The following is a 21,210-nucleotide window of genomic DNA, read 5'->3' on the forward strand; positions in this document are numbered from 1 at the left end:
GCAGCGGCGCGAACTATTCGTCGTCATCGTCGTCGTCATCATCGTCATCGCCGTCGCGAAATTCGCCGCCGATGCTCAGGCCTTCGATGGCGGTGGCGCCCTTCACCTTGACCACCCGGCGCAGCGGGACCGAACTCTCGCTACGCAACGCCTCCATCAAATGGTCCGAGTGGGTGACGATCCAGATATCGGCGCGGCGCGAGGCCTTGGCGATCAGCCGCGCCAACGGCGCCAGCAGCGATGGATGCAGGCTCGCCTCCGGCTCGTTCAGCACGATGAACGGCGGCAGCCGGTAGCCCATGAACACGGCGAGCAGGCAGATATATTTCAGCGTGCCGTCGGATAATTCGTGGGCCTTGAACGGGCGCGGCATATCCGCAAGCTGCAGATCGAATTCGCAATGGCCGTTTTGGGCCCATGCGCGGAGCTCCGCGTCCGGGAATGCGTCCTCGATCGCGGCCTGCAGCTCGGCGGCATCCTGCCGGATGGAGTAGAGCGTCGCGAGCGTCGCGGCCAGATCGCTGCCGTCGGCACTCAGCGACGGCGTCGTGACCGCGAGGCAGGGCTTTCGGATCGGCGACGCCTGATCGGTCCGGAAGTCGTGATAGAACCGCCAGCCCAGCATCGCGTTTCTGATCTGGTCGATCTCGGGGGAGTTCTTGCCGTCAAAGAAGCCGGCCAGTACGGTTTCGGACGGCAACAGCGCCTCCTTGTGGCTTTCCCAGACGCCGCTCTCGTTGCGGATGCTGACCAGCGCGTTCGTCCTCTCCACCATCAGGACTTTTCGCTTGCCGCGGATCATCTCGATCCGCTCGGACCTGATCATCGGCTCGCCGGCAAACGCCGCCTCAGCCGGGCCGGGATATCCGAGCTCGATCGAATATTTGATGTCGTCGAATCGTGCGGCCAGCCGCAGCCGGGGATCGTCGCCTCGCTTGCGCATGCCGGACCAGGAGACCGAATTCAATCCGCCTTCGTCGGCGATGGTGTGGGTGATCCGGCCCGCCGCCGCGTCGCGCAGCAGTGACATCGACTTGTAGAGATTGGATTTGCCGACGCCGTTCTCGCCGACGAACACCGACAGCGGGTGGATGGGCATGAAGAGCCGGCGAATGGAACGATAATTCGCGATCTCGATGTCGGTCGGGCGCATCACCTGCTCTCGATCGGCCGATGCCTGCGCATTCCGTCACCGTGCCAAGGACAATCCGTTCAATCCAGAGATGCAGTCTGGATTGGCGATGCCGCGAAAGCAAGCCGGCCCTGATTCAATCAGGACCGGCCTCGATGTCAGTGGCCGCCCGTTGCCGGCGCGGGCGGACCGTAGACTTCCGGCTTCTCGACCTTCTCCCGGTCACCGGCCAGCACGCGCTGCACGCTGACGAAGAACACCGGCACCAGGAGCAGCGCGAGGATGACGACGGCGATCATGCCGCCCATCACGCTGGTGCCGAGCGCTTGCTGGCTGGCGCCGCCGGCGCCGGTCGCGATCGCCATCGGCAGCACGCCGCAGACGAAGGCAAGGCCGGTCATCAGGATCGGGCGGAATCTGAGACTGCACGCCTCGATGGTCGCGTCAACCAGCGGCTTGCCCTGCGCGCGCAGTCCTTGGCGAACTCGATGATCAGGATCGCATCCTTCGCCGCAAGACCGATGATGGTGATCAGGCCGACGGTGAAATAGACGTCGTTGGACAGCCCGCGCAGCGTCGCAGCCACCACGGCGCCGAAAATGCCGAGCGGAATGGTGAGCAGCACCGCGAGCGGAATGGTCCAGCTCTCATAGAGCGCGGCGAGCAGCAGGAACACCACCAGCACCGACAGCGCGAGCAGGAACGGCGCCTGCGAGCCCGACAGCTTCTCCTGCAGCGACTGGCCGGTCCATTCATAACCGAAGCCGCGCGGCAGCTTGTTGGCAAGCCGCTCCATCTCCGCGATCGCGTCGCCCGAGGTGAAGCCCGGCTTCGCCTCGCCGGAGATGCGCACTGCCGGATAGTAGTTGAAGCCCGCGATCTGTGTCGGCCCCTTCGTCCATTCGATGGTGGCGAAGGCCGAGAACGGCACCAGCTGGCCGCGACTGTTCTTGACGTTGTAGTTGAGGATGTCGTCCGCGTTCATGCGGCTGGTCTTGTCGGCCTGCACGATGACGCGCTGCATGCGCCCGCGGTTCGGAAAGTCGTTGATGTAGTTCGAGCCGAGGTTGGTCGAGATCGTGTTGTTGATGTCCTCGAAGGTGAGGCCGAACGCACCGGCCTTCTCGCGGTCGATCATCAGGTTGACCTGCGGCGCCGGCGGCAGGCCTTCGACATAGACCTTCTGCAGGATCGGGCTGGCGTTGGCCTCCGCGACCAGGCGGTCGCTTGCTGCGATCAGCGCCGCATAGCCCTTCTGGCCGCGGTCCTGCAGGCGGAACGAGAAGCCCGACGAGTTGCCGAGATTGTCGATCGGCGGCGGCTGCAGCGCCGAGATCCTGGCGTCGCGGATCGACGACAGGTCGCGGTTGATGTCGGCAACGATCGCGGCGGCCGAATCCTTCGGGCCGCGCTCCGACCAGTCCTTCAGCGTGATGAAGGCCTGCGCCGTGTTCATGCCCTGGCCCAGGAAGCTGAAGCCGGTGAGGAAGGTGACGTTCTCGATGCCGGCGCGATCCTTCAGGTACTTCTCGACCTGCTCGACCGCACCTTCCGTGCGCGCATAGGACGATTCCGACGGCGTCTGCACGTCGGTCGTGATGAAGCCCTGGTCGTCGACCGGGAGGAAGCCGCCGGGCAGCCGCACGAAGCCGTAGGCGACGCCTGCGAACAGCACGAGATAGATCAGCATCAGCCGGCCGGTGCGCTTCAGCGAGCCCTGCACCGTGCGCGTGTAGCCGGCGCGACTGTTGTCGAGCACGCGGTTGAACCAGCCGAACACGCCCTTGCGGGCATGGCCGTGGCCCTTCTCGACCGGCTTGAGCAAGGTCGCGCACAGCGCCGGCGTCAGCGACAGCGCGAGCAGCGCCGAGAACGCGATCGCCGCCACCATCGTGACCGAGAACTGGCGGTAGATGATGCCGACCGAGCCGGGGAAGAATGCCATCGGCACGAACACCGCCATCAGCACCAGCGTGATGCCGATGATGGCGCCGGTGATCTGCGACATTGCTTTTCGGGTGGCTTCCTTCGGCGGCAGGCCCTCTTCGGCCATGATGCGCTCGACGTTCTCGACCACGACGATGGCGTCGTCGACCAGGATGCCGACCGCCAGCACCATGCCGAACATGGTCAACATGTTGATCGAGTAGCCCACGGCCATCAGCGTGGCGCAGGTGCCGAGCAGCGCCACCGGCACCACGATGGTCGGAATGATGGTGTAGCGGATGTTCTGCAGGAACAGGAACATCACGATGAACACCAGCACCACCGCCTCGACCAGGGTCATCAGGACCTTCTCGATCGAAGCCTTCACCACCGGCGTGATGTTGTAGGGGATCTCATAGGAGATGTTGGCCGGGAAGAAGCGCGACAGCTCCTTCATCTTGGCCTCGACCGCGCTCGCGGTCGCCAGCGCATTGCCCTTCGGCGACAGCAGCACCGAGAGGCCGGCGGTCGGCTTGCCGTTCAGGCGGGTGTTGAACTGGTAGCTGAGGCCGCCGACCTCGATCCGCGCGACGTCGCGCAGCCGCACCGTTGAGCCGTCGGCATTGGCACGCAGGATGATCGCGCCGAACTCGTCGGGCGAGGAGAGCTGGCCCTTGACCAGCACCTGCGCGGAAATCTTCTGCGTATCGGTGCTCGGCTCGGCGCCGATGCTGCCGGAGGCGACCTGGGCATTCTGCGCCGTGATCGCCTTGTTGACGTCGTCGGCAGACAGGCCGTAGCCGACCAGCTTGGCCGGATCGATCCAGATGCGGAGCGAACGCTCGGTCGAATAGAGCGTGGCGCGGCCGACGCCGGGGATGCGGCGCACCTCGCCCAGCACGTTGCGGATCATGAAGTCGCCGAGGCCCACTTCGTCCAGCGAGCCGTCGGTCGAGTTCAGCGTGATGATCTGCAGCACGGCCGAGGAGGCTTCCTCGACCAGGATGCCCTGCTGGATCACGGCGCGCGGCAGCCGCGCCTCGACGCGCTTGAGGCGGTTCTGCACCTCGACCGAAGCCTGGCTGGTGTCGGTGCCCGGCTTGAAGTTCGCGATGATCTCGACCTGGCCGAGCGAATCGGAGGTCGATTCGAAGTTCAGGATGTTCGCGGCGCCGTTGAGCTCCTCCTCGATCAGCCGCGTCACGCTGTTGTACAGGTTCTCGGGCGACGCGCCGGGATAGCTCGTCGAGATCGAGATCGAAGGCGGCGCGATGATCGGGTACTGAGCGACCGCGAGCAGCGGAATCGAGATCGCGCCGACCAAACAGATGAACAGCGCGACGACCCAGGCGAAGATCGGCCTGTCGATGAAGAAGCTAGGCATGTCGGATCACTGCTTCGCGTGGGCGGTCTGCTGCGAATCCGATTGTGCTGCAGCAGCATCGACCTCGCGCCAGGCCAGCGGCCGGACCTTGTCGCCGGCGGCGAATTTCTGGAAGCCCTCGACCACGACCTTGTCGCCGGCCTTGAGGCCTTCGCTCACGAACCAGTGGCCGCCCTGCAACGAGCCGGTGCGCACCGGCTGCACCGCGACGTGATTGTCGTCCTTGACGACGAACACCTCGCTGCCGCCGCCGCCATTGCGCTGGATCGCCTGCTGCGGCACGGCGATCGCGTCCGAGTCGATGCCCTGCTCGATCAGCACGCGGACATACATGCCCGGCAGCAGGATGCGATGCGGGTTGGGGAATTCGCCGCGCAGGGTCACCTGCCCGGTATAGGCGTCGACCTTGGCGTCGGAAAACAGCAGCTTGCCCGGCAGCGGATAGATCGAGCCGTCGTCGAGCACGAGACGTACCTTCATCGCGTCAGGCGCGATGCGGTCCAGATCGCCGCTCTCGAAGGCGCGGCGGAGCTGGTTCATCTCGGTCACCGACTGCTGGAAGTCGGCGTAGATCGGATCGAGCTGCTGGATGGTCGCAAGGCTCGCGGCGTCGTTCTGCACGACGAGCGCGCCTTCGCTGATGACGGCAGCACCGATGGTGCCGTCGATCGGCGCACGGATCGTCGCGTAGTCCAGGTTGAGCTTGGCACGCGCGACGTCGGCCTCGCGGCCCTGCACGTCGGCTTCGGCCTGCTTCAGGTTGGCGATCGCCTTCTCGTTCTCGGCCTCCGAGGTCGCGCGCTGGTTAGTGAGGGTCGCGATGCGGCGGGCCTGCAGCGAGGTCTGCTCGAGCACGGCCTTGGCGCGCGCCAGCGCCGCCTCGGTCGACTGCAATTCGACCTCGAACGGGCGCGGATCGATCTGGTACAGGGGATCGCCGACCTTCACCTCGCTGCCCTGATGGAACATGCGGTTGACGACGATGCCCGAGACGCGCGGGCGCACCTCGGAAACGCGGGTCGGGGCGATGCGGCCCGGCAGCTCGCGCATCATCGCGCGCGCCTGCGGCTTCACGGTGACCACGCTGACGTCCGGCTCGGGTGCTTGCACGGCGGCGGTTGCAGAATTCGGCTCGTCGCAGCCAGCAAGCAGTGGCGCCGTCACGGCCAGCATCAGAGCAATGCATGCCGATTGCGCGCGAAGTCCAGACATTGAGATGATCGCCCCTGTGGGTTGGTTAGGATAAACAAATGGCGGCGCCACAGCGGCACCGCTCTGCCCGCTGAAAATAAATCCTGCTTGCTGCGACGCAATGCGTTTCTCGGGCGGCTCAATGTCACACAATCCTATCGCTCTGATTTCGCGGCATGTTTTGTCGACTCACCGGATTGTGAGCGGGTTCCATCGCAGGCTGTGGGAATGCGTTAAGGACTGCGCGAGCGGGAAAGTGGCCGTTTGCCTGCGCACAATGCCGCAGGTTGCAAACTCGTAATGCGCGGCGCGCGAATCGCCGACCGCCGCGCCCACCACCAAGCGACGCAACCGGCGTGCGTCTCGCGATCCGCGCGTGGGACTGGCGCTTTCTGCACACCCCTGATGCGCCGGCGCCCCGGAAAGCTGCACAAAGCGGCAACAGTCCACTCCGTATCAACCCCAGGTTCTGCCGACAGCCCCTGGATTCGGCTTTCCTCACTCCGCCGCTGTGCCATATTGCTTACAGATGCGGCCTTCGCGAACGGATGATCCGGCAATGCCCCCTTCTCGCTCCGAAATGGAGATCGAACTGAGCAAGCTGTCCTCGCCCAGGATCTTCCTGGTGCGGATGCTGGTGTTCCTGGTGCTCTGCGGCTTGGTCGGGGTGGTGCTGTACAAGCAGATCGTCACCGCCTTCTTCGCCAATCCCGGGCTCAACGCCCTGATCGGCGCGGTGCTCTTGATCGGCGTCATCCTGGCGTTCCGCCAGGTGATCCGGCTTTATCCTGAAGTGGCCTGGGTCAACAATTTCCGCATCGCCGATCCCGGCCTTGCGATCGAGCGCCGGCCGACGCTGCTTGCTCCGATGGCTGCCATTCTCGGCGGCGAGCGCACCGGACGGATGTCGATCACGCAGCAGACCATGCGGCATCTGCTCGATTCGATCGCAACCCGCCTGGACGAGGCCCGCGACATCTCGCGTTACATGACCGGCCTTTTGGTGTTCCTCGGCCTGCTCGGCACCTTCTGGGGCCTGATCGAGACGGTGGGCTCGGTCGGCAAGGTGATCGACGGGCTCAAGGTCGGCGGCGATGCCGGCGCGCTGTTCGATACGCTGAAGGAGGGCCTTGCCGCGCCGCTCGGCGGCATGGGCATCTCGTTCTCGTCCTCGCTGTTCGGCCTCGCCGGCTCGCTGATCCTCGGCTTCCTCGACCTGCAATCGAGCCAGGCCCAGAACCGCTTCTACACCGACCTCGAGGACTGGCTCGCCACCACCGTGCGCGGCATTTCCGGCGACGGCGTCGGCGGCGCCGACATGCAGGGCGCGATCGACCGGCTGCGTGCCACGCTCGAGGAAGGTGGCGGCGGCACGGGCGGCCGCAACACCACCGCGGCGATGGCCAATCTTGCCGAGGCGATCCAGGGGCTGGTTGCGCATATGCGCACCGAGCAGCAGATGATCCGCGAATGGGCCGACGGCCAGGGCGAGCAGAACCGCGAGATCAAGCGGCTGCTCGAACGCCTCGCCCGCCAGCCCGAGAAGAGCTGAGAGGGGCAGAGAATTTGGGTCTCGGCTCTGCTGAGCGGCGTTGCATGCCGCGCCGCGCCCGGGACACGAGAGAGGAGATTGTTTGATGGCCCTCGCCCGCTCGCGCCGTAGCGAATCCGGCTTCAACTACTGGCCCGGCTTTGTCGACGCGCTGTCGACGCTGGTGCTGTCGATCGTGTTCCTGCTGTCGGTGTTCCTCGTCGTGCAGTTCTTCCTGTCGCAGGAAGTAACCGGCAAGGACAAGGCGCTGGAGCAGCTCACCGTCAAGATCGCCCAGCTCAACGACCTGTTGTCGCTGGAGAAGCTCTCCAAGCTGACGCTCGACGACCAGGTCGCGCAGCTGCGCGCCGGCCTCGCCTCCGCCGAGGGCGAGCGCGACCGGATGAAGGGACTCTATGAGGGGCTCGCCAATTCCGGCAACGACGCGCAGGGCCGCGCCAACGAGCTCAACAAGGCGCTGGAGTCCGAGAAGAGCGTGTCGTCGCGCGCGCTGGCGCAGATCGAGGTGCTGAACCAGCAGATCAGTGCGCTGCGCCGCCAGCTCGCCGCGCTCGAGGAGGCGCTCGACGCCTCCGAGAAGCGCGACAAGGAATCGCAGAACCGGATCGCCGATCTCGGCCAGCGCCTCAACGTCGCGCTGGCGCAGCGGGTGCAGGAGCTGTCGAAATACCGCTCGGAATTCTTCGGCCGGCTGCGCGCAATCCTCGGCAACCGCCCTGATATCCGCATCGTCGGCGACCGCTTCGTATTCCAGTCCGAAGTGTTCTTCGACACCGGCCAGGCGACGCTGCTGCCGGAAGGCAAGACCGAGCTCGATACGGTGGCGAATGCGCTGATCGACCTCGACAAGCAGATCCCGGCCGAGATCGCCTGGGTGCTGCGCGTCGACGGCCACACCGACGTGCGGCCGATCACCAACAGCCCGCTGTTCAAGTCGAATTGGGAATTGTCCTCCGCACGCGCGATCTCGGTGGTGCAATACCTGATCTCGCTCGGTGTGCCGGCGCAGCGCCTGGTCGCCGCCGGCTTCGCCGAATTCCAGCCGCTCGACACCGCGCAGACCGAAGACGCCTACAAGCGCAACCGTCGCATCGAGCTGAAGCTGACGGAGAGGTAGGGCAGAAGCGGTCAGCCGCTCCGGCTCTAACCATCCGTCGTCCTGGCGAAAGCCAGGGCCCATAACCACCGCATTCGGTGATGAACGGGATCGCGGCCCCAGCATCGCGCGACAATTGCCATCAGTGGTTATGGGTCCCGGGTCAAGCCCGGGACGACACCGAGTGTGCGGCTCGACTTCCTCAGCGCCCGACCAACCCCAGCAACTGTTCCGGATAGCGCGCGCCCTGCACCTCGACCGCGGCGACCGCCTTGCCGATCTCGGCAAGATCGGCGGAGCTCAGCTCGACGCGCGCCGCGCCGATGTTCTCCTCGAGCCGATTGAGCTTGGTGGTGCCCGGGATCGGCACGATCCAGGGCTTTTGCGCGAGTAGCCAGGCCAACGCGATCTGGGCCGCCGTCGCCCCCTTGCCCGCGGCGATCCGGCCGAGCTGATCGACCAGCGCCTGATTGGCGCGTCGGGCCTCCGGCGTGAAGCGCGGCACGAGGTTGCGGAAATCGTCGTTCGCGAATGTTGTGCTGGCGCTGATCGCACCGGTGAGGAAGCCGCGGCCGAGCGGGCTGTACGGCACGAAGCCGATGCCGAGCTCTTCCAGCAGCGGCAGGATCTCCGCTTCCACCCCGCGCTCCCACAGCGAATATTCGCTCTGCAAGGCTGTCACCTTCTGCACGGCATGGGCGCGCCGGATGGTCTGCACGCCGGCCTCCGACAAGCCGAAATGGCGGACTTTGCCGGCGGCAATCAGGTCCTTCACGGCGCCGGCAACGTCCTCGATCGGCACGTCGGGATCGACACGGTGCTGATAGAACAGGTCGATCACCTCGATGTTGAGGCGCTTCAGCGAGGCGTCCGCGACCGCCTTGATGTGCTCGGGCCGGCTGTTCAGCGAGCGGTGCCGCTCGGCCATGGTTCCGATGTCGAAGCCGAATTTGGTCGCGATCACGACCTCGCTCCGGACCGGCGCCAGCGCCTCGCCGACCAGTTCCTCGTTGACGAAGGGACCGTAGACCTCGGCGGTGTCGAAGAACGTGACGCCGCGCTCGACGGCTGCGCGGAGCATGGCGATGCCTGCGGGCTTCTCCACCGCCGGACCATAAGCGAAGCTCAACCCCATGCAGCCAAGGCCGATCGCCGAGACTTCGAGGTTGCTGTTGCCGAGTTTGCGCGTCTGCATGATGTCTCTCCGCATCGATGACTGGATTCGTCGCAGCGGGATTTAGGACGTGCGTCGGCAGGCCATTAGACGTAGAAATCGGGATGAACTTATGAGCAGGGCTCATGAATGCCGCGGCCTGACGTCAACGACCTGATCGCCTTCCTCGCCGTCGCGCGCGAGCGCAGCTTCACCCGCGCCGCGGCGCAGCTCGGCGTCTCGCAATCGGCGCTCAGCCACACCATGCGCGCGCTGGAGGAGCGGCTCGGCGTGCGGCTCTTGACCCGCACCACCCGCAGCGTCGCGCCGACCGAAGCCGGCGAACGGCTGCTGCAGGGCATCGGCCCGCGCTTCGAGGAGATCGAGGCCGAGCTCACCGCACTCAGCGCGCTGCGCGAGAAGCCCGCCGGCACCATCCGCATCACGCCGGCGAGCACGCCGCCGAGACGATCCTGTGGCCGGCGCTGGCCGAGTTCCTGCCGCGCTATCCCGACATCAAGGTGGAGATCACCGTCGACAACGGCCTAGCGAACATTGTCGCGGAGCGCTTCGATGCCGGGGTCCGGCTCGGCGAGCAGCTTGCAAAGGACATGATCGCGGTGCGGATCGGTCCCGATTTCCGCATGGTCGTGGTCGGTGCTCCCTCCTACTTCAAGCGGCGGGAGCGCCCGAAACGGCCGCAGGACCTGACCCAGCATGCCTGCATCAATATCCGCCTGCCGACCCATGGCGGCATCTATGCCTGGGAATTCGAGCGGCGTGGCCGCCCGCTCAAGGTCCGCGTCGACGGACAATTGGTGTTCAACAGCACCACATTGCGGATCAAGGCGGCGCTGGCCGGCTTGGGGCTTGCCTACATCGCCGAGGACCAGGTGCGCACGCAACTCGCCAAGGGGCAGCTGATCCAGGTGCTCGACGACTGGTGCGCGCCGTTTCCCGGCTATCACCTTTATTATCCGAGCCGGCGGCAATCCGCTCCGGCCTTCGCACTGCTGGTCGATGCGCTGCGTTATCGCGGCTGACCGCGAACGGCAACGCGGCCAAGACGAAGTGCGCTTGCGATAACCGCCTGTCCGCCGTTCGGTTCAGAGGACCATGTTCTAGACCGCGCCGACCGGCTCCGCGACCGGTGCGTCCGGCTCCGCCTCCACGGTCACGAATTTGAGCCCGTAGGTCTTGCCACGGCGCCAGACCACTTCGCAGGGGTAGCGCTTGGCATGGTCGGCGAGCAGCGTCAGCGCGAGGCGATCCTTGACGTCGAACTCGACCTCGGTGGTGATCTTGGCGCCGCCGGGCGAGATGTCGACCACGGCGCAGGCGTTCTCGGTCACGCCATCGTCGACCGTGATCCAGGCCGCACGGTTGTTGAGCTGGCGCCGCGGCTCGCGACTGACCTTGATCCGTGCTCCATTGCTCGCCATCGTCGTCGTCCTTGAAGACATTGGTCATTGAAAACTTGCAAGACCGCGCAGGTCGATCGACGCGCCCGGCACATAACCGCACGGGCCACAATGCCGTTCCCCCGTAAAGTCCGGCTTAGCGCGATCGCTTGAACTTTACCGGAATCTTGACGGGGCTTTTAGCAAACGGGGATTCCGCAATTCCCTCAGCGGGATACCACCCATATTGGCGCTTCGGACCTTGACACCGCGACCGCACTGTTGGTGAAGTGACGGCGGTGGCTTCGGCCACATCCCTGCAACAAGAGCGCTTCAAGCCGCCCCTCTCCGACGGAAACGACCCATGCTGATCCCCTTAGCCGACGTGCCGCGCTGGTATGCCGAACGCAAGCCCACGGATGCGATCGCCGTCAGCCACGGCGCGGATGCGCTGACCTGGCTAGAGCTCGAGCGCCGCGCCAATGCGCGGGCGCGGGCCTTCGCCGCCAAGGGCGTCAAGCCCGGCGACTTCGTCGCGATCGGGCTGCCCAACAGCAACGCATTCTTCGAGACCACGTTCGCGGTGTGGAAATGCGGCGCGACGCCGACCTCGCTGTCATGGCGGCTGCCGCGCGGCGAGGCCGCCGCGGTGCTCGAGATCCTGAAGCCGTCGCTGGTGGTCGGCGGCGAGGCCGACTGGAACGCGCCGAACTCGCTGCCGGTGAATTTCGTGCCGGAGGGATTTTCCGAGGAGCCGCTCGATGCGCCGATTGCGCGCTACTGGAAGGCGATGACCAGCGGCGGCTCGACCGGACGGCCGAAGGTGATCCTCGATCACAACCCCGCGGTGATCGAGACCACGACGCCGCTGATGCTGGGGATTCCGCATCAGGCCTCGCTGCTCAACCCGGGCCCGCTCTATCACAACGCGCCGTTTATCCTGTCGCACTCCGCGCTGTTCGGCGGCGGCAAGCTGACCGGCATGGTGAAGTTCGACGCTGAGGAGACGCTGCGGCTGATCGAGCGCGAACGCGTGCAATGGGTCAACTTCGTGCCGACGATGATGCACCGGATCTGGGCGCTGCCCGAGGAGGTGCGCAACCGCTACGATGTCTCGAGCCTGCAGATCGTGTTTCACATGGCAGCGCCGATGCCGCCCTGGCTGAAGGAGAAGTGGATCGAATGGCTCGGGCCGGAGCGGGTCTGGGAGCTCTATGGCGGCACCGAGCGGCAGGGCGCCTGCGTGATCTCGGGCGTCGAATGGATGGCCCACAAGGGCTCGGTCGGCAAGATCGGCGAGACCGCGCGCTTACGCATCATCGGCGAGGACGGCAACGACGTCGCGCCCGGCGAAACCGGCGAGATCTACTTCCTGCCCAATGACGGCGCGGGCTCGACCTATCACTATCTCGGCGCCACGCCGAAACGGCGGACGGACGGCTGGGAATCGCTCGGCGATATCGGTCGGCTCGACGAAGAAGGCTATCTCTATCTCGGCGACCGGCTCGCCGACATGGTGCTCCGCGGCGGCGCCAACATCTATCCGGCCGAGGTCGAGGCCGCGGTCAGCGAACATCCCAAGGTGCGCTCCTGCGTCGTGGTCGGATTGCCCGATCCGGAATTCGGCCAGCGCGTGCATGCGATCCTCGAGCTCGCCGACGATGTCGACGCGCAAGAGATTGCCGACGGCATGGGTGATTTCCTCAAGGACCGGCTCAGCCGCTACAAGCATCCGGAAAGTTTCGAGCGCGTCGGCACCGCGCCGCGCGACGATTCCGGAAAGGTCCGCCGCACTATGCTGCGCGACGAGCGCGCCGGGTGGATCAGGGACAACCGCGCCTTCCGCATCATGCCGGCGCGCGCGAAGGCATGATCCGGAATAGCGCAAGGCGGTTCTCCCTCGCGACAAACCCGGAACGGGTTTGCGCGGAGATCATGCCCAAACAAGAAGCTAAGGCGCGACGACAGATCTCGGCGCGCTCCAGAAGCGAATAGATTCATCTATCTTGCGAGGGGCAGGTCTGCACGCCAGATGAGCTGTGCAGGCCGCCGCGCAGGGTATATCATTTCATCTTCCCTGCCGGCAGAACCTCGGATTAGCTTGGGGTTCCAGCGCCCTGCACGCCAGGAGATCCCGGATGCCTTCCACGACCGAACCGAAAGTGCCAGCGGCCTTTCAGCCTCGCCCCGAAGATTACCGCTATGACCTCGATCGTGCACTGATGAGCGTGGTCGGGCTGCATTCGATCATTCCGCCCGATGCGTTCAGCGCCGAGACGCTCGGCACCGAACGCACCGGCAACGGCGTGCTGATCGACGACGGGCTGGTGCTGACGATCGGCTATCTGATCACCGAAGCCGCCACGGTGTGGCTGCATCTCGGCGACGGCCGCGCGGTCGAGGGGCACGCGCTCGGCTTCGATTTCGAATCCGGCTTTGGCCTGGTGCAGGCGCTGGGCAGGCTGGACATCGATCCGCTGCGGATCGGCTCGTCGGCGGCAACGCAGGTCGGCGACAATGTCGTGCTCGGTGGCGCCGGCGGCCGCACGCGCTCGGTCGCAAGCCAGATCGCGGCGAAGCAGGAATTCGCCGGCTATTGGGAATATCTGCTCGACGAGGCGATCTTCACCTATCCGGCGCATCCAAACTGGGGCGGCACCGGACTGATCAACAATGCCGGCGAGCTGATCGGCATCGGCTCGCTGCAGCTCGAGCGCGAACGCTCGGGCCGCGCCGAGCATGTCAACATGATCGTGCCGATCGATCTGCTCAAGCCGGTGCTGAACGACCTGCGCAAGTTCGGCCGCGTCGACAGGCCGGCGCGGCCGTGGCTCGGCATGTACACGACCGAGATCGACAACCGCCTCGTAGTGGTCGGCGTCGCCAGCAAGGGGCCGGCGGCGCGCGCCGAGCTGAAGACCGGCGACGTGATCCTCGCGGTCGCCGGCGACAAGGTGACGAGCCAGACCGGCTTCTACCGCAAGCTCTGGTCGCTCGGTACCGCCGGCGTCGACGTGCCGCTGACCGTCTATCACGAGGGCGTCACCTTCGATGTGACACTGACCTCGATCGACCGCATGAAGCTGTTGAAGGCGCCGCAACTGCATTGATACAGAACGAGAGGCAGCGGCGATGAGCGAGGCCGTGGTTGACGATATCGTGGCCGTGCTGCCGCCGCTGTTGCAGACGCTGGAATCGCTGTCCTTTGTCGCGCGCAACCTCAACCCGCCGGACTTCGATCGCGTGATGCAGATCGCGGGCGAGCCCGAGAAAGCGTTGCAGGCGGTGCGGCCGCGGCTGGCCGATTGGCCGGAGAAATTCACGCACATCAAGACCGCGCTGGAGGCGGCGATCGACGCGGCGCTGGCCGGCTATGCGGGACTGCGCGCGGTGCAGAACGGCGAAGGCGACCTCGTCGGCATATTCCGCGCGCTGCGCTATCTGCCGCGCGCACAGGAGGCGCTCTATCCCCTGACCGAGCTGCCGCCGGTCAGCGGCTTCTTCATCGCGCCCGACCTGCGCGAGGACCCTGGGCTGCAGGCAAAGCTCGCGGCAACGCCGAACGACGACACCGGCATCTTTCATGAGCACAACGAACCGGGCAGCCGCGGCGGCTTCTCGATGTACGTGCCGGAATACTACACGCCGGATCGCGCCTGGCCGCTGGTGATGGCGCTGCATGGCGGCAGCGGCAACGGCCGCGGCTTCCTGTGGAGCTGGCTGCGTGACGCGCGCAGCCGCGGCGCCATCCTGGTGGCGCCGACCGCGACCGGCCAGACCTGGGCGCTGATGGGCGAGGACACCGACACGCCGAACCTCAATCGCATTCTCGACCAGGTGCACGCGCGCTGGAATATCGACGCGACACGGATGCTGCTGACCGGCATGAGCGACGGCGGCACCTTCAGCTATGTCACCGGGCTCGACGGCGCGTCGCGCTTCACGCATCTGGCGCCGGTCGCGGCGACCTTCCATCCGCTGATGGCGGAAATGGCCGATGCGGATCGGCTGCGCGGCTTGCCGATCTTCATCACCCATGGCCGGCTCGACTGGATGTTCCCGGTGCAGACCGCGCGGCAGACCCAGGGCCTGCTGTCGGCCGCAGGCGCCAGGGTGACCTATCGCGAGATCGACGATCTCAGCCACACCTATCCGCGCGAAATCAACTCGGAGATCTTGCGGTGGCTGAACGGCGAGCGTGCCGACGGCGTATGATGCGCCGCCGGCCGCTTTGCCTTACTCGTTCATCCGCGGCTTGAGCAGGTCTGAAAAGCCGACCCGGTGCAGCATCTCGTTGCGGACGCGGTCGATCACGCCGAAGGCGACCTCGGCACCGTCCTGGGTCGGATCGACGTGGACGCGGAACGGCCGCTTGCCGAACGGCGTGTCGACCACCTCGACGATCGCGTCCGCGACCAGCGACGCATCGGCATCCTCGGGCACGATCGCCGCGAACGCCTTCATGATCTCCTCGCCAAAGCCGGCATAGGGACCGGCTTCGTATTCGGCAACCCGCGCCTCGTCGGCAGGACGGCCGGAATGCGCGAAGTGGTTGGTGCCGCCGGTGAAGGCGCCGGGCACGATGATCGAGGTCTCGATGCCCCAGCGCGCGAGCTCGCGGGCATAGATCACCGCCATCGCATCCATGCCGGCCTTCGCCGCGAAGTACGGCGCGAGATAGGGCGGCGTGCCGCCGGCCGAAGAGCTGCTCGACACCCAGACCACGAGTCCCCTGCCCTGCTTGCGCAGCTGCGGCAGCGCCGCGCGGTTGACGCGCTGGGTCGAGAGCACGTTGACATCGTAGAGCTCGGCGAGCTGCTCCGGCGTGAAGGCTTCGGCCGGGCCGAACACCATGTGTCCGGCATTGTGCATGACGACGTCGAGGCGACCTTCTTCTGCAACAATCTGCGCGATGGCCTTATCGACCGAAGCCTGCGAGCCGACATCGAGCTCGAGCGAGCGCAGGTCGACCTTGTTATCCCTCGCGAACTCTTCGATATCCGCAACCGCCGCGGCGTTGCGGCCGGTGGTGTGGCGCATCGAGGCGTAGACGGTGTGGCTGGCCCTGGCGAGCGCGTTGGCGGTGAGGCGGCCGAAGCCGCTCGAGGCGCCGGTGATGACGATGACCTGTTTCATGACACGTGTCCTTGCGATGACGAGTTGAACGAGTGTTGGGTTGAAAGCGTCAGACCAGGCCGCCATTGGCGCGCAGGGTCTGGCCGTTGATCCAGGAGCCGTCGGGACCGGCGAGGAACGACACGGCGGAGGCGATGTCGTCGGGCGTGCCGAGCCGCTCCAGCGGGACCATCTTGGCGAAGCGCTCGATCAGTTCGTCCGACTTGCCGTTGAGGAACAGATCGGTCGCGGTCGGGCCCGGCGCGACCGCATTCACGGTGATGCCGCGGCCGCGCAACTCCTTCGACAGGATCGCGGTCAAGGATTCGATCGCGGACTTGGTCGCGACATAGATGCCGTAGCTCTCGAGCCTGGTGCCGACCACGCTGGTCGAGAAGTTGACGATGCGTCCGCCGTTGCGCAGCCGGCGCGCCGCCTCGCGCATGGTGTTGAAGCAGCCCTTCAGATTGACCGCGACCTGCTGGTCGAAGGTCGCATCGTCGCTGTCGGCGATCCTGCCGAGCTTCATGATGCCGGCATTGTTGACCAGCACGTCGACGCCGCCGAACGCCGCTTCCGCCGCGTCGAACATGCCGCGCACCGCGTTGGCATCGCTGACATCGGCCTTCGCGGTCAGCGCCCGGCCGCCGGCGGCCTCGATCCGGTCGACCACCGCCTGGGCCGGCCTGGCATCGCCGGAATAGTTGATGACGACGGTGAAGCCGTCCCTGGCGAGGCGCTCGGCAACCGCCGCGCCGATCCCGCGCGAGGCGCCCGTCACCAGAGCTACCTTGTTGGTTTGGTTGGTCATTTTCGCTCTCCCATCAGTTGTGCGGCCGGGGGCCGCGCTCGATGGGAGGACGCTACGCCTTGGCATTGGCCGGATAATCGTGCATCTTTTGGCATCACTATTCGGCATTATCGGACAATAGATGGACCGCTTCGATGCGATGCGTGTGTTCACCCGGGTGGTCGAGCGGCGCAGCTTTTCGCTGGCTGCCGACGATCTCGGGCTGCCGCGCTCGACGGTGACGGACGCGGTAAAAGGGCTGGAAGCGCGGCTCGGCGTGCGGCTGCTGGAGCGCACCACGCGCACGGTGCGCCCGACGCTCGACGGCGAGGCGCATTACCGCCGCTGCCTTTCGCTGATCGCCGATCTCGAGGACGCCGAGGGTGCGTTCGGCGGCGCGCGGCCGAAGGGGCTGCTTCGCCTCGAGGTGCAGGGCACGCTGGCGCGACACTTCCTGCTGCCGAACCTGCCGGGCTTCTTTGCGGAATATCCCGATATCGAGATCAACATGAGCGAGAGCGACCGCTTCATCGATCTGATCCGCGAAGGCGTCGACTGCGTGCTGCGCTTCGGCAAGCTGCCCGACAGCGACATGATCGCGCGGCAAGTCACGATGCTGGAGCGGCTGACCTGCGCCACGCCGGACTATTTCGCGCGCTTCGGTGTGCCGACCGATCCGTTCGCGCTCGACGGCCATCGCATGATCGGCATCCGCTCGCTGACGACGGGACGTTTGCGGCCGATGGAGTTCGTGATCGACGGCGCCGTGAAGCAATTTCCGCTGCCCGCGCCGATGTCGGTGACCGGCCCCGAGAGTTATCTGGCGAGCGCCAAGCTCGGCCTCGGCCTCGTGCAGGTGCCGCGCTTCCACGCCGAAGCCGATCTCGCCAGCGGCACGCTGGTGGCGGTGCTGCAGCGATGGCTGCCGCCAATGGTGCCGGTCAACCTGCTCTATCCGCGCAACCGCCAGCTCTCGCCGCGCGTGCGCGTGTTCATCGACTATGTGATGCGGGTGTTCGCGCGCAGTTGATCGAACGCCGGAACCACAGCTAACCCTCCAACGTTATCTCGCAGACACCGGAGGGATAAAGTGATGCGGACGTTTTTCGGAATGATTCTGGGCGCGCTGCTGCTGGTATGCGGCGTCTATGTCGCCGATTCGATGCGAACGTCGAGCGTGGCCAATGGCGAGGTCGCGCAGGACACGCGCACCATCGTCAATTGGGACGTTGCCGCGCATGACTGGAACCTGCTGAAGACCCGCACCCGCGAGCAATGGGACAAGATCGCGTCCAAGTAACGATCGACGTTCACAATCCGATCGCGGACGCGGCCAAGGCCGCGCCGAACCCGGCGCCCAACGCGGCCCATTCTCGCGCAGTGATCGCCATGGTCACGAGCGCGACCATGGTGCCGACAAGGCCTGCCAGCCCGCCCGACAGGCAGCCACCGACAATGAATGCGATGAACAGATTGCCGGGCGCAAGACGGAGAAACCGGGCGGCGATGCCATCATCGCGCATCGACGCGGCAAGGACGTATCCGCCGGCGCGCATCGCATAGCATGTGATGCCGAGGATGCAGATCACGCCAAGCACGCGCAAATCATCCATCGCTTCGCTCCATCATGCTTACGAGCGTGCCGCACCCGCCTCCGATCAGCATGGACCAGCTGGGATCCACGAACCGGGCCACGAGCAGCGCTGCGACGGCTGAGGTCAGCCACGGCCAGAGCGATCTCACATTCTTCCACTGGCTGGGCAGCAGGGTCGCGATGAACATCGTCGGCAGCAATGCGGCGGCGAGCCTGAGCGGTTCGTTGGCCGCGAGCGGGGCGGCATAGGCAAGCGCGGTGCCGCCGACCCAGCCGATCGCCATCGGGATGCTCGATCCGAGCAGGTAGCCCGCATCGGGTCCGTTGCGATCGGCATCTGAATTCGTCATCAGCCAGGATGCATCCGCCAGCAGAAACAGCGTCGGCAGCATCTTGCGCGGGGCCAGGCCGCCAAACAGCTGGCGCAGATGGGCGCCCATCAGTAAGTATCGCGAATTCGTGGCAATGCAGGCGACGACCATGGCGACGACCGGCAGCGGATGAGCCCACATGCTCAGCGTGATCGCTTGCGCCGTGGCGGAGTAGACCAGCAGGCTGAACAGAATGGCGTGCTCTGCCCCCAGCCCGAGCCCCTTGTAGGTCAGTCCCATCACGAGGCCGGCGGCGCCATTGCTGAGCAGGAACGGCAGCGCCGCGACCAGGCCGCGCCTGAACCCGGCGGCGGTCATCGTTGAGGCTCGTGGCGAGACAATTGTAATGGTCATGACCATTAGATTAGACTTTGTGAGAGGCCGTGATGTCAAGAGATCCCGCGCGGCAGCGACGCAGTTCTTCGGTGGACGGGTCTGCCTTGACTTCGCGAATACGCTGGACTGGCGCACCTCGGACGATCCGCAGGAGCTGATCCCGGATTATGCGGCGCTATTGTCCTGGAGCGAACGCCGCGGGACCTTGCCGCTTGCAGCGACCAGGAAGCTGAAGGCGCGTTCGGCAAGCAATGAGGCCGCGGCTGCGATGCTGCAGGCCTATGATCTGCGCCGCGACATCTGGACCATCTCGGACGCACTGCGCGGCGGCCGCGGTGCGGACCTTCGCCTCGTCAATCAGTTGCTTTCGACGGCGCCCCGGCAACCCGACCTCGTGCGGCAGGATCGAGCCTATCGCCACGCCTTCGCGGGGCGCGACGTGAGCGAGCCGTTATGGCCGGTGCTGTGGTCGCTGACTGCGCTGCTGGCGTCCGACGACGCCAGGCGGATCGGGTGCTGCGAGGCTGACGGCTGCGGCTGGTTCTTCGTCGACGAGAGCCCGAACCGGACCCGCAGATGGTGCTCGAGCGAAGTCTGCGGCAATCGCGAGCGCGCCCGGCGCGCCTATGCCAAGCGGAGAGGTTCGCGCTAATTCTGCTCGGTCTTGCGGCCCATATTGGCCTTGCGGGCGTCGGCGATCGCCTGCTCGAACTGGTCCATGCTGAGCACGCCCGGCACGCGATACTTGCCGACGATGAATGACGGCGTGCCGTTGAAGCCGAACGCCTGCGCCTGCTCGTCGTTGCGCGCGAGGATCGCGTCGATCGCCTTGGCGTTGGCGTCGAGATCCTTCTTCAGCCGGTCCATGTCGAGGCCGGCGCCCGCGAGCAACTCGGCGATGCGCGGCTCTGTGATGCGCGAATTGACCGAGATCATCGCCTCATGCGCGGCCTCGAACTTGCCCTGGTACTTCGCCGCCAGCGCCATCCGCGCCGCGACCTTCGAGACCGGCCCGAGGATCGGCCAGTCCTTCAGCACCAGGCGGACCTTGCCATCGTCCTGCACCACCTGGCGGAGTTCCGGCGCGAGCTTGCGGCAGTACGGACAGTTGTAGTCGAACCATTCGACGATCGTGATGTCGCCCTTGGGGTTGCCAATCACCGGAATCTCGGGATCGCGCAGCACCTGCTCCTCGGTCAGGACCTTCTCGTCCTCGGCGCGCGCGCCGCCCGCGACCAGCAGCGCGATGCCGGCGCCGATGAGGCCGAGCGCGCCGCGGCGGGTGGCGCCGGCGTTGTCGAGGGGTGATTTCGTCAGATGCTTCATGGCTGGCTTCCGGAAGGGCTCCTCGCCCTCCTACGTTCAGGACACATTGATGTTACGCAGCAGCATATAGATCGCCACCACGATAATCACAGTCGCAAATACGATATTGAGGGCACCGCGGCGTTCCGACAGGTGCCGGGCGCTCCTCGTGCCCAGCAGGCCACCCGCGATGCCGCCGGCAATGAATAACCCCGCCAGGCCCCATGATACCAGCCCGGACCACGCATAGCTCAGGGCCGTGGTCACGCCGAAGGCGGTGACGGCCACCAGCGAGGAACTGACCGCGTTCATGATCGGCATCCCGGTTGCCAGCATCAGGCCGGCACGATCAGAAAGCCGCCGCCGATGCCGAAAAAGCCGGACATGGTTCCGGTGGCAAGCCCGAGACCGATGATCGCGGGCATGTTGGACATCGAGATCTTGACGTCGGTCAGCCCGACCCGCGCGCGGGTCTTCAGCATCAGGCCCGCGATGACAAGCATCACGATCGAGAACAGCGCCAGCAGCTTCTGCCCGTCCAGCATCTTGCCGAGGATCGAGCCGCCGAAAGCGCCGAACATGCCTGACAGCGCGAACACCAGCGCGCAGGACCAGATCACGGTGCCGCCGCGGGCGTGGTTGGACAAGTTAATCGCGGCGTTGGCGGCGACCGCGATCGCCGAGGTGCCGATCGCAACATGCGGCTGGGGCACCCCGACCACATAGACCATCAGCGGCACGGCAAGGATCGACCCGCCGCCACCGACCAGGCCCAGCGAAAAACCGACCAGCATGCCCGATGCCAGCCCAAGCACGCTCTGGGTTGCGGAGAAGACCAAGGGGAACAGACTCGCGTTTGCAGCGG

Annotated in this window: 17 protein-coding genes and 3 pseudogenes; 9 read left to right on the forward strand and 11 right to left on the reverse strand. The window is 65.9% G+C overall.

The window, feature by feature from the left end; genetic code table 11:
* Positions 1-13: 13 nt before the first annotated feature.
* From ALC15_RS26130 to ALC15_RS26140, 3 genes and pseudogenes are all read right to left on the reverse strand, one after another.
* Positions 14-1,153: an AAA family ATPase gene (locus ALC15_RS26130; protein WP_050629746.1), complete on the reverse strand. Its 1,140-nt coding sequence runs from the start codon at positions 1,151-1,153 to the stop codon at positions 14-16.
* A 137-nt stretch (positions 1,154-1,290) separates the two neighbouring features.
* A pseudogene (locus ALC15_RS26135) lies at positions 1,291-4,442 on the reverse strand (multidrug efflux RND transporter permease subunit).
* 6 nt (positions 4,443-4,448) lie between these two features.
* Entirely contained in the window at positions 4,449-5,654 is a 1,206-nt protein-coding gene (locus ALC15_RS26140) for an efflux RND transporter periplasmic adaptor subunit (RefSeq protein ID WP_094194100.1), read from the reverse strand.
* Between the two features lie 538 nt (positions 5,655-6,192).
* Between ALC15_RS26140 and ALC15_RS26145 the strand changes: the two genes are divergently transcribed.
* Together ALC15_RS26145 and ALC15_RS26150 are read left to right on the forward strand one after the other, a co-directional pair.
* On the forward strand, positions 6,193-7,185 hold the full coding sequence (locus ALC15_RS26145; protein ID WP_050629747.1) for a hypothetical protein: 993 nt from the start codon (positions 6,193-6,195) through the stop codon (positions 7,183-7,185).
* Between the two features lie 85 nt (positions 7,186-7,270).
* Positions 7,271-8,302 (forward strand): peptidoglycan -binding protein, encoded by a 1,032-nt coding sequence (locus ALC15_RS26150; RefSeq protein ID WP_050629748.1) that lies wholly within the window; start codon positions 7,271-7,273, stop codon positions 8,300-8,302.
* Between the two features lie 181 nt (positions 8,303-8,483).
* Here the strand turns inward: ALC15_RS26150 and ALC15_RS26155 are convergent, their stop codons facing one another.
* Positions 8,484-9,476 carry an aldo/keto reductase gene (locus tag ALC15_RS26155; protein WP_050629749.1) on the reverse strand — a complete coding sequence of 331 codons (993 nt, stop codon included), beginning with the start codon at positions 9,474-9,476 and terminating at the stop codon, positions 8,484-8,486.
* Between the two features lie 108 nt (positions 9,477-9,584).
* On the opposite strand from ALC15_RS26155, the pseudogene ALC15_RS26160 reads away from it, so the two are divergent.
* A pseudogene (locus ALC15_RS26160) lies at positions 9,585-10,477 on the forward strand (LysR family transcriptional regulator).
* A gap of 78 nt (positions 10,478-10,555) precedes the next feature.
* On the opposite strand, the gene ALC15_RS26165 reads toward ALC15_RS26160, so the two are convergent.
* Complete coding sequence (locus tag ALC15_RS26165) at positions 10,556-10,876, reverse strand: PilZ domain-containing protein (protein WP_050629750.1); 321 nt, start codon at positions 10,874-10,876, stop codon at positions 10,556-10,558.
* A 322-nt stretch (positions 10,877-11,198) separates the two neighbouring features.
* Between ALC15_RS26165 and ALC15_RS26170 the strand changes: the two genes are divergently transcribed.
* The 3 genes from ALC15_RS26170 (at position 11,199) to ALC15_RS26180 (ending at position 15,049) form a co-directional block, all read left to right on the forward strand.
* On the forward strand, positions 11,199-12,707 hold the full coding sequence (locus tag ALC15_RS26170) for an AMP-binding protein (protein ID WP_050629751.1): 1,509 nt from the start codon (positions 11,199-11,201) through the stop codon (positions 12,705-12,707).
* A gap of 265 nt (positions 12,708-12,972) precedes the next feature.
* Positions 12,973-13,944 carry a S1C family serine protease gene (locus ALC15_RS26175; RefSeq protein ID WP_050629752.1) on the forward strand — a complete coding sequence of 324 codons (972 nt, stop codon included), beginning with the start codon at positions 12,973-12,975 and terminating at the stop codon, positions 13,942-13,944.
* Positions 13,945-13,966: 22 nt separating this feature from the next.
* Positions 13,967-15,049 (forward strand): carboxylesterase family protein, encoded by a 1,083-nt coding sequence (locus tag ALC15_RS26180; RefSeq protein ID WP_050629753.1) that lies wholly within the window; start codon positions 13,967-13,969, stop codon positions 15,047-15,049.
* A gap of 21 nt (positions 15,050-15,070) precedes the next feature.
* Here the strand turns inward: ALC15_RS26180 and ALC15_RS26185 are convergent, their stop codons facing one another.
* Together ALC15_RS26185 and ALC15_RS26190 are read right to left on the reverse strand one after the other, a co-directional pair.
* Positions 15,071-15,970: an SDR family oxidoreductase gene (locus ALC15_RS26185; protein ID WP_050629754.1), complete on the reverse strand. Its 900-nt coding sequence runs from the start codon at positions 15,968-15,970 to the stop codon at positions 15,071-15,073.
* Positions 15,971-16,019: 49 nt separating this feature from the next.
* On the reverse strand, positions 16,020-16,760 hold the full coding sequence (locus ALC15_RS26190) for an SDR family oxidoreductase (protein ID WP_050629755.1): 741 nt from the start codon (positions 16,758-16,760) through the stop codon (positions 16,020-16,022).
* Between the two features lie 121 nt (positions 16,761-16,881).
* Between ALC15_RS26190 and ALC15_RS26195 the strand changes: the two genes are divergently transcribed.
* Both ALC15_RS26195 and ALC15_RS26200 read left to right on the forward strand, forming a co-directional pair.
* Positions 16,882-17,769, forward strand: a complete 888-nt coding sequence (locus ALC15_RS26195) for a LysR family transcriptional regulator (protein ID WP_050629756.1) — start codon at positions 16,882-16,884, stop codon at positions 17,767-17,769.
* Positions 17,770-17,832: 63 nt separating this feature from the next.
* Positions 17,833-18,039 (forward strand): hypothetical protein, encoded by a 207-nt coding sequence (locus ALC15_RS26200; RefSeq protein WP_050629757.1) that lies wholly within the window; start codon positions 17,833-17,835, stop codon positions 18,037-18,039.
* A 10-nt stretch (positions 18,040-18,049) separates the two neighbouring features.
* Here ALC15_RS26200 and ALC15_RS26205 read toward each other — a convergent pair whose 3' ends face one another.
* Both ALC15_RS26205 and ALC15_RS26210 read right to left on the reverse strand, forming a co-directional pair.
* Positions 18,050-18,352, reverse strand: coding sequence for an AzlD domain-containing protein (locus ALC15_RS26205; protein WP_050629758.1), 303 nt, complete (start codon positions 18,350-18,352; stop codon positions 18,050-18,052).
* A complete protein-coding gene (locus tag ALC15_RS26210) occupies positions 18,345-19,022 on the reverse strand; it encodes an AzlC family ABC transporter permease (protein WP_050629759.1) in 678 nt (225 codons plus the stop codon). The genes ALC15_RS26205 and ALC15_RS26210 overlap by 8 nt, the downstream gene beginning before the upstream one ends.
* A 55-nt stretch (positions 19,023-19,077) precedes the next feature.
* Between ALC15_RS26210 and ALC15_RS26215 the strand changes: the two genes are divergently transcribed.
* Positions 19,078-19,692: a CGNR zinc finger domain-containing protein gene (locus tag ALC15_RS26215; protein ID WP_050629760.1), complete on the forward strand. Its 615-nt coding sequence runs from the start codon at positions 19,078-19,080 to the stop codon at positions 19,690-19,692.
* Here ALC15_RS26215 and ALC15_RS26220 read toward each other — a convergent pair.
* Both ALC15_RS26220 and ALC15_RS26225 read right to left on the reverse strand, forming a co-directional pair.
* The gene (locus ALC15_RS26220) at positions 19,689-20,366 is read right to left on the reverse strand and encodes a DsbA family protein (protein ID WP_050629761.1); all 678 of its coding nucleotides are present in this window, start codon (positions 20,364-20,366) and stop codon (positions 19,689-19,691) included. The genes ALC15_RS26215 and ALC15_RS26220 overlap by 4 nt on opposite strands.
* 36 nt (positions 20,367-20,402) lie before the next feature.
* Positions 20,403-21,139: pseudogene (locus ALC15_RS26225) on the reverse strand (sulfite exporter TauE/SafE family protein).
* Between the last annotated feature and the right edge of the window lie 71 nt (positions 21,140-21,210).

Source organism: Bradyrhizobium viridifuturi (assembly GCF_001238275.1).
Taxonomy (GTDB): Bacteria; Pseudomonadota; Alphaproteobacteria; order Rhizobiales; family Xanthobacteraceae; genus Bradyrhizobium; species Bradyrhizobium viridifuturi.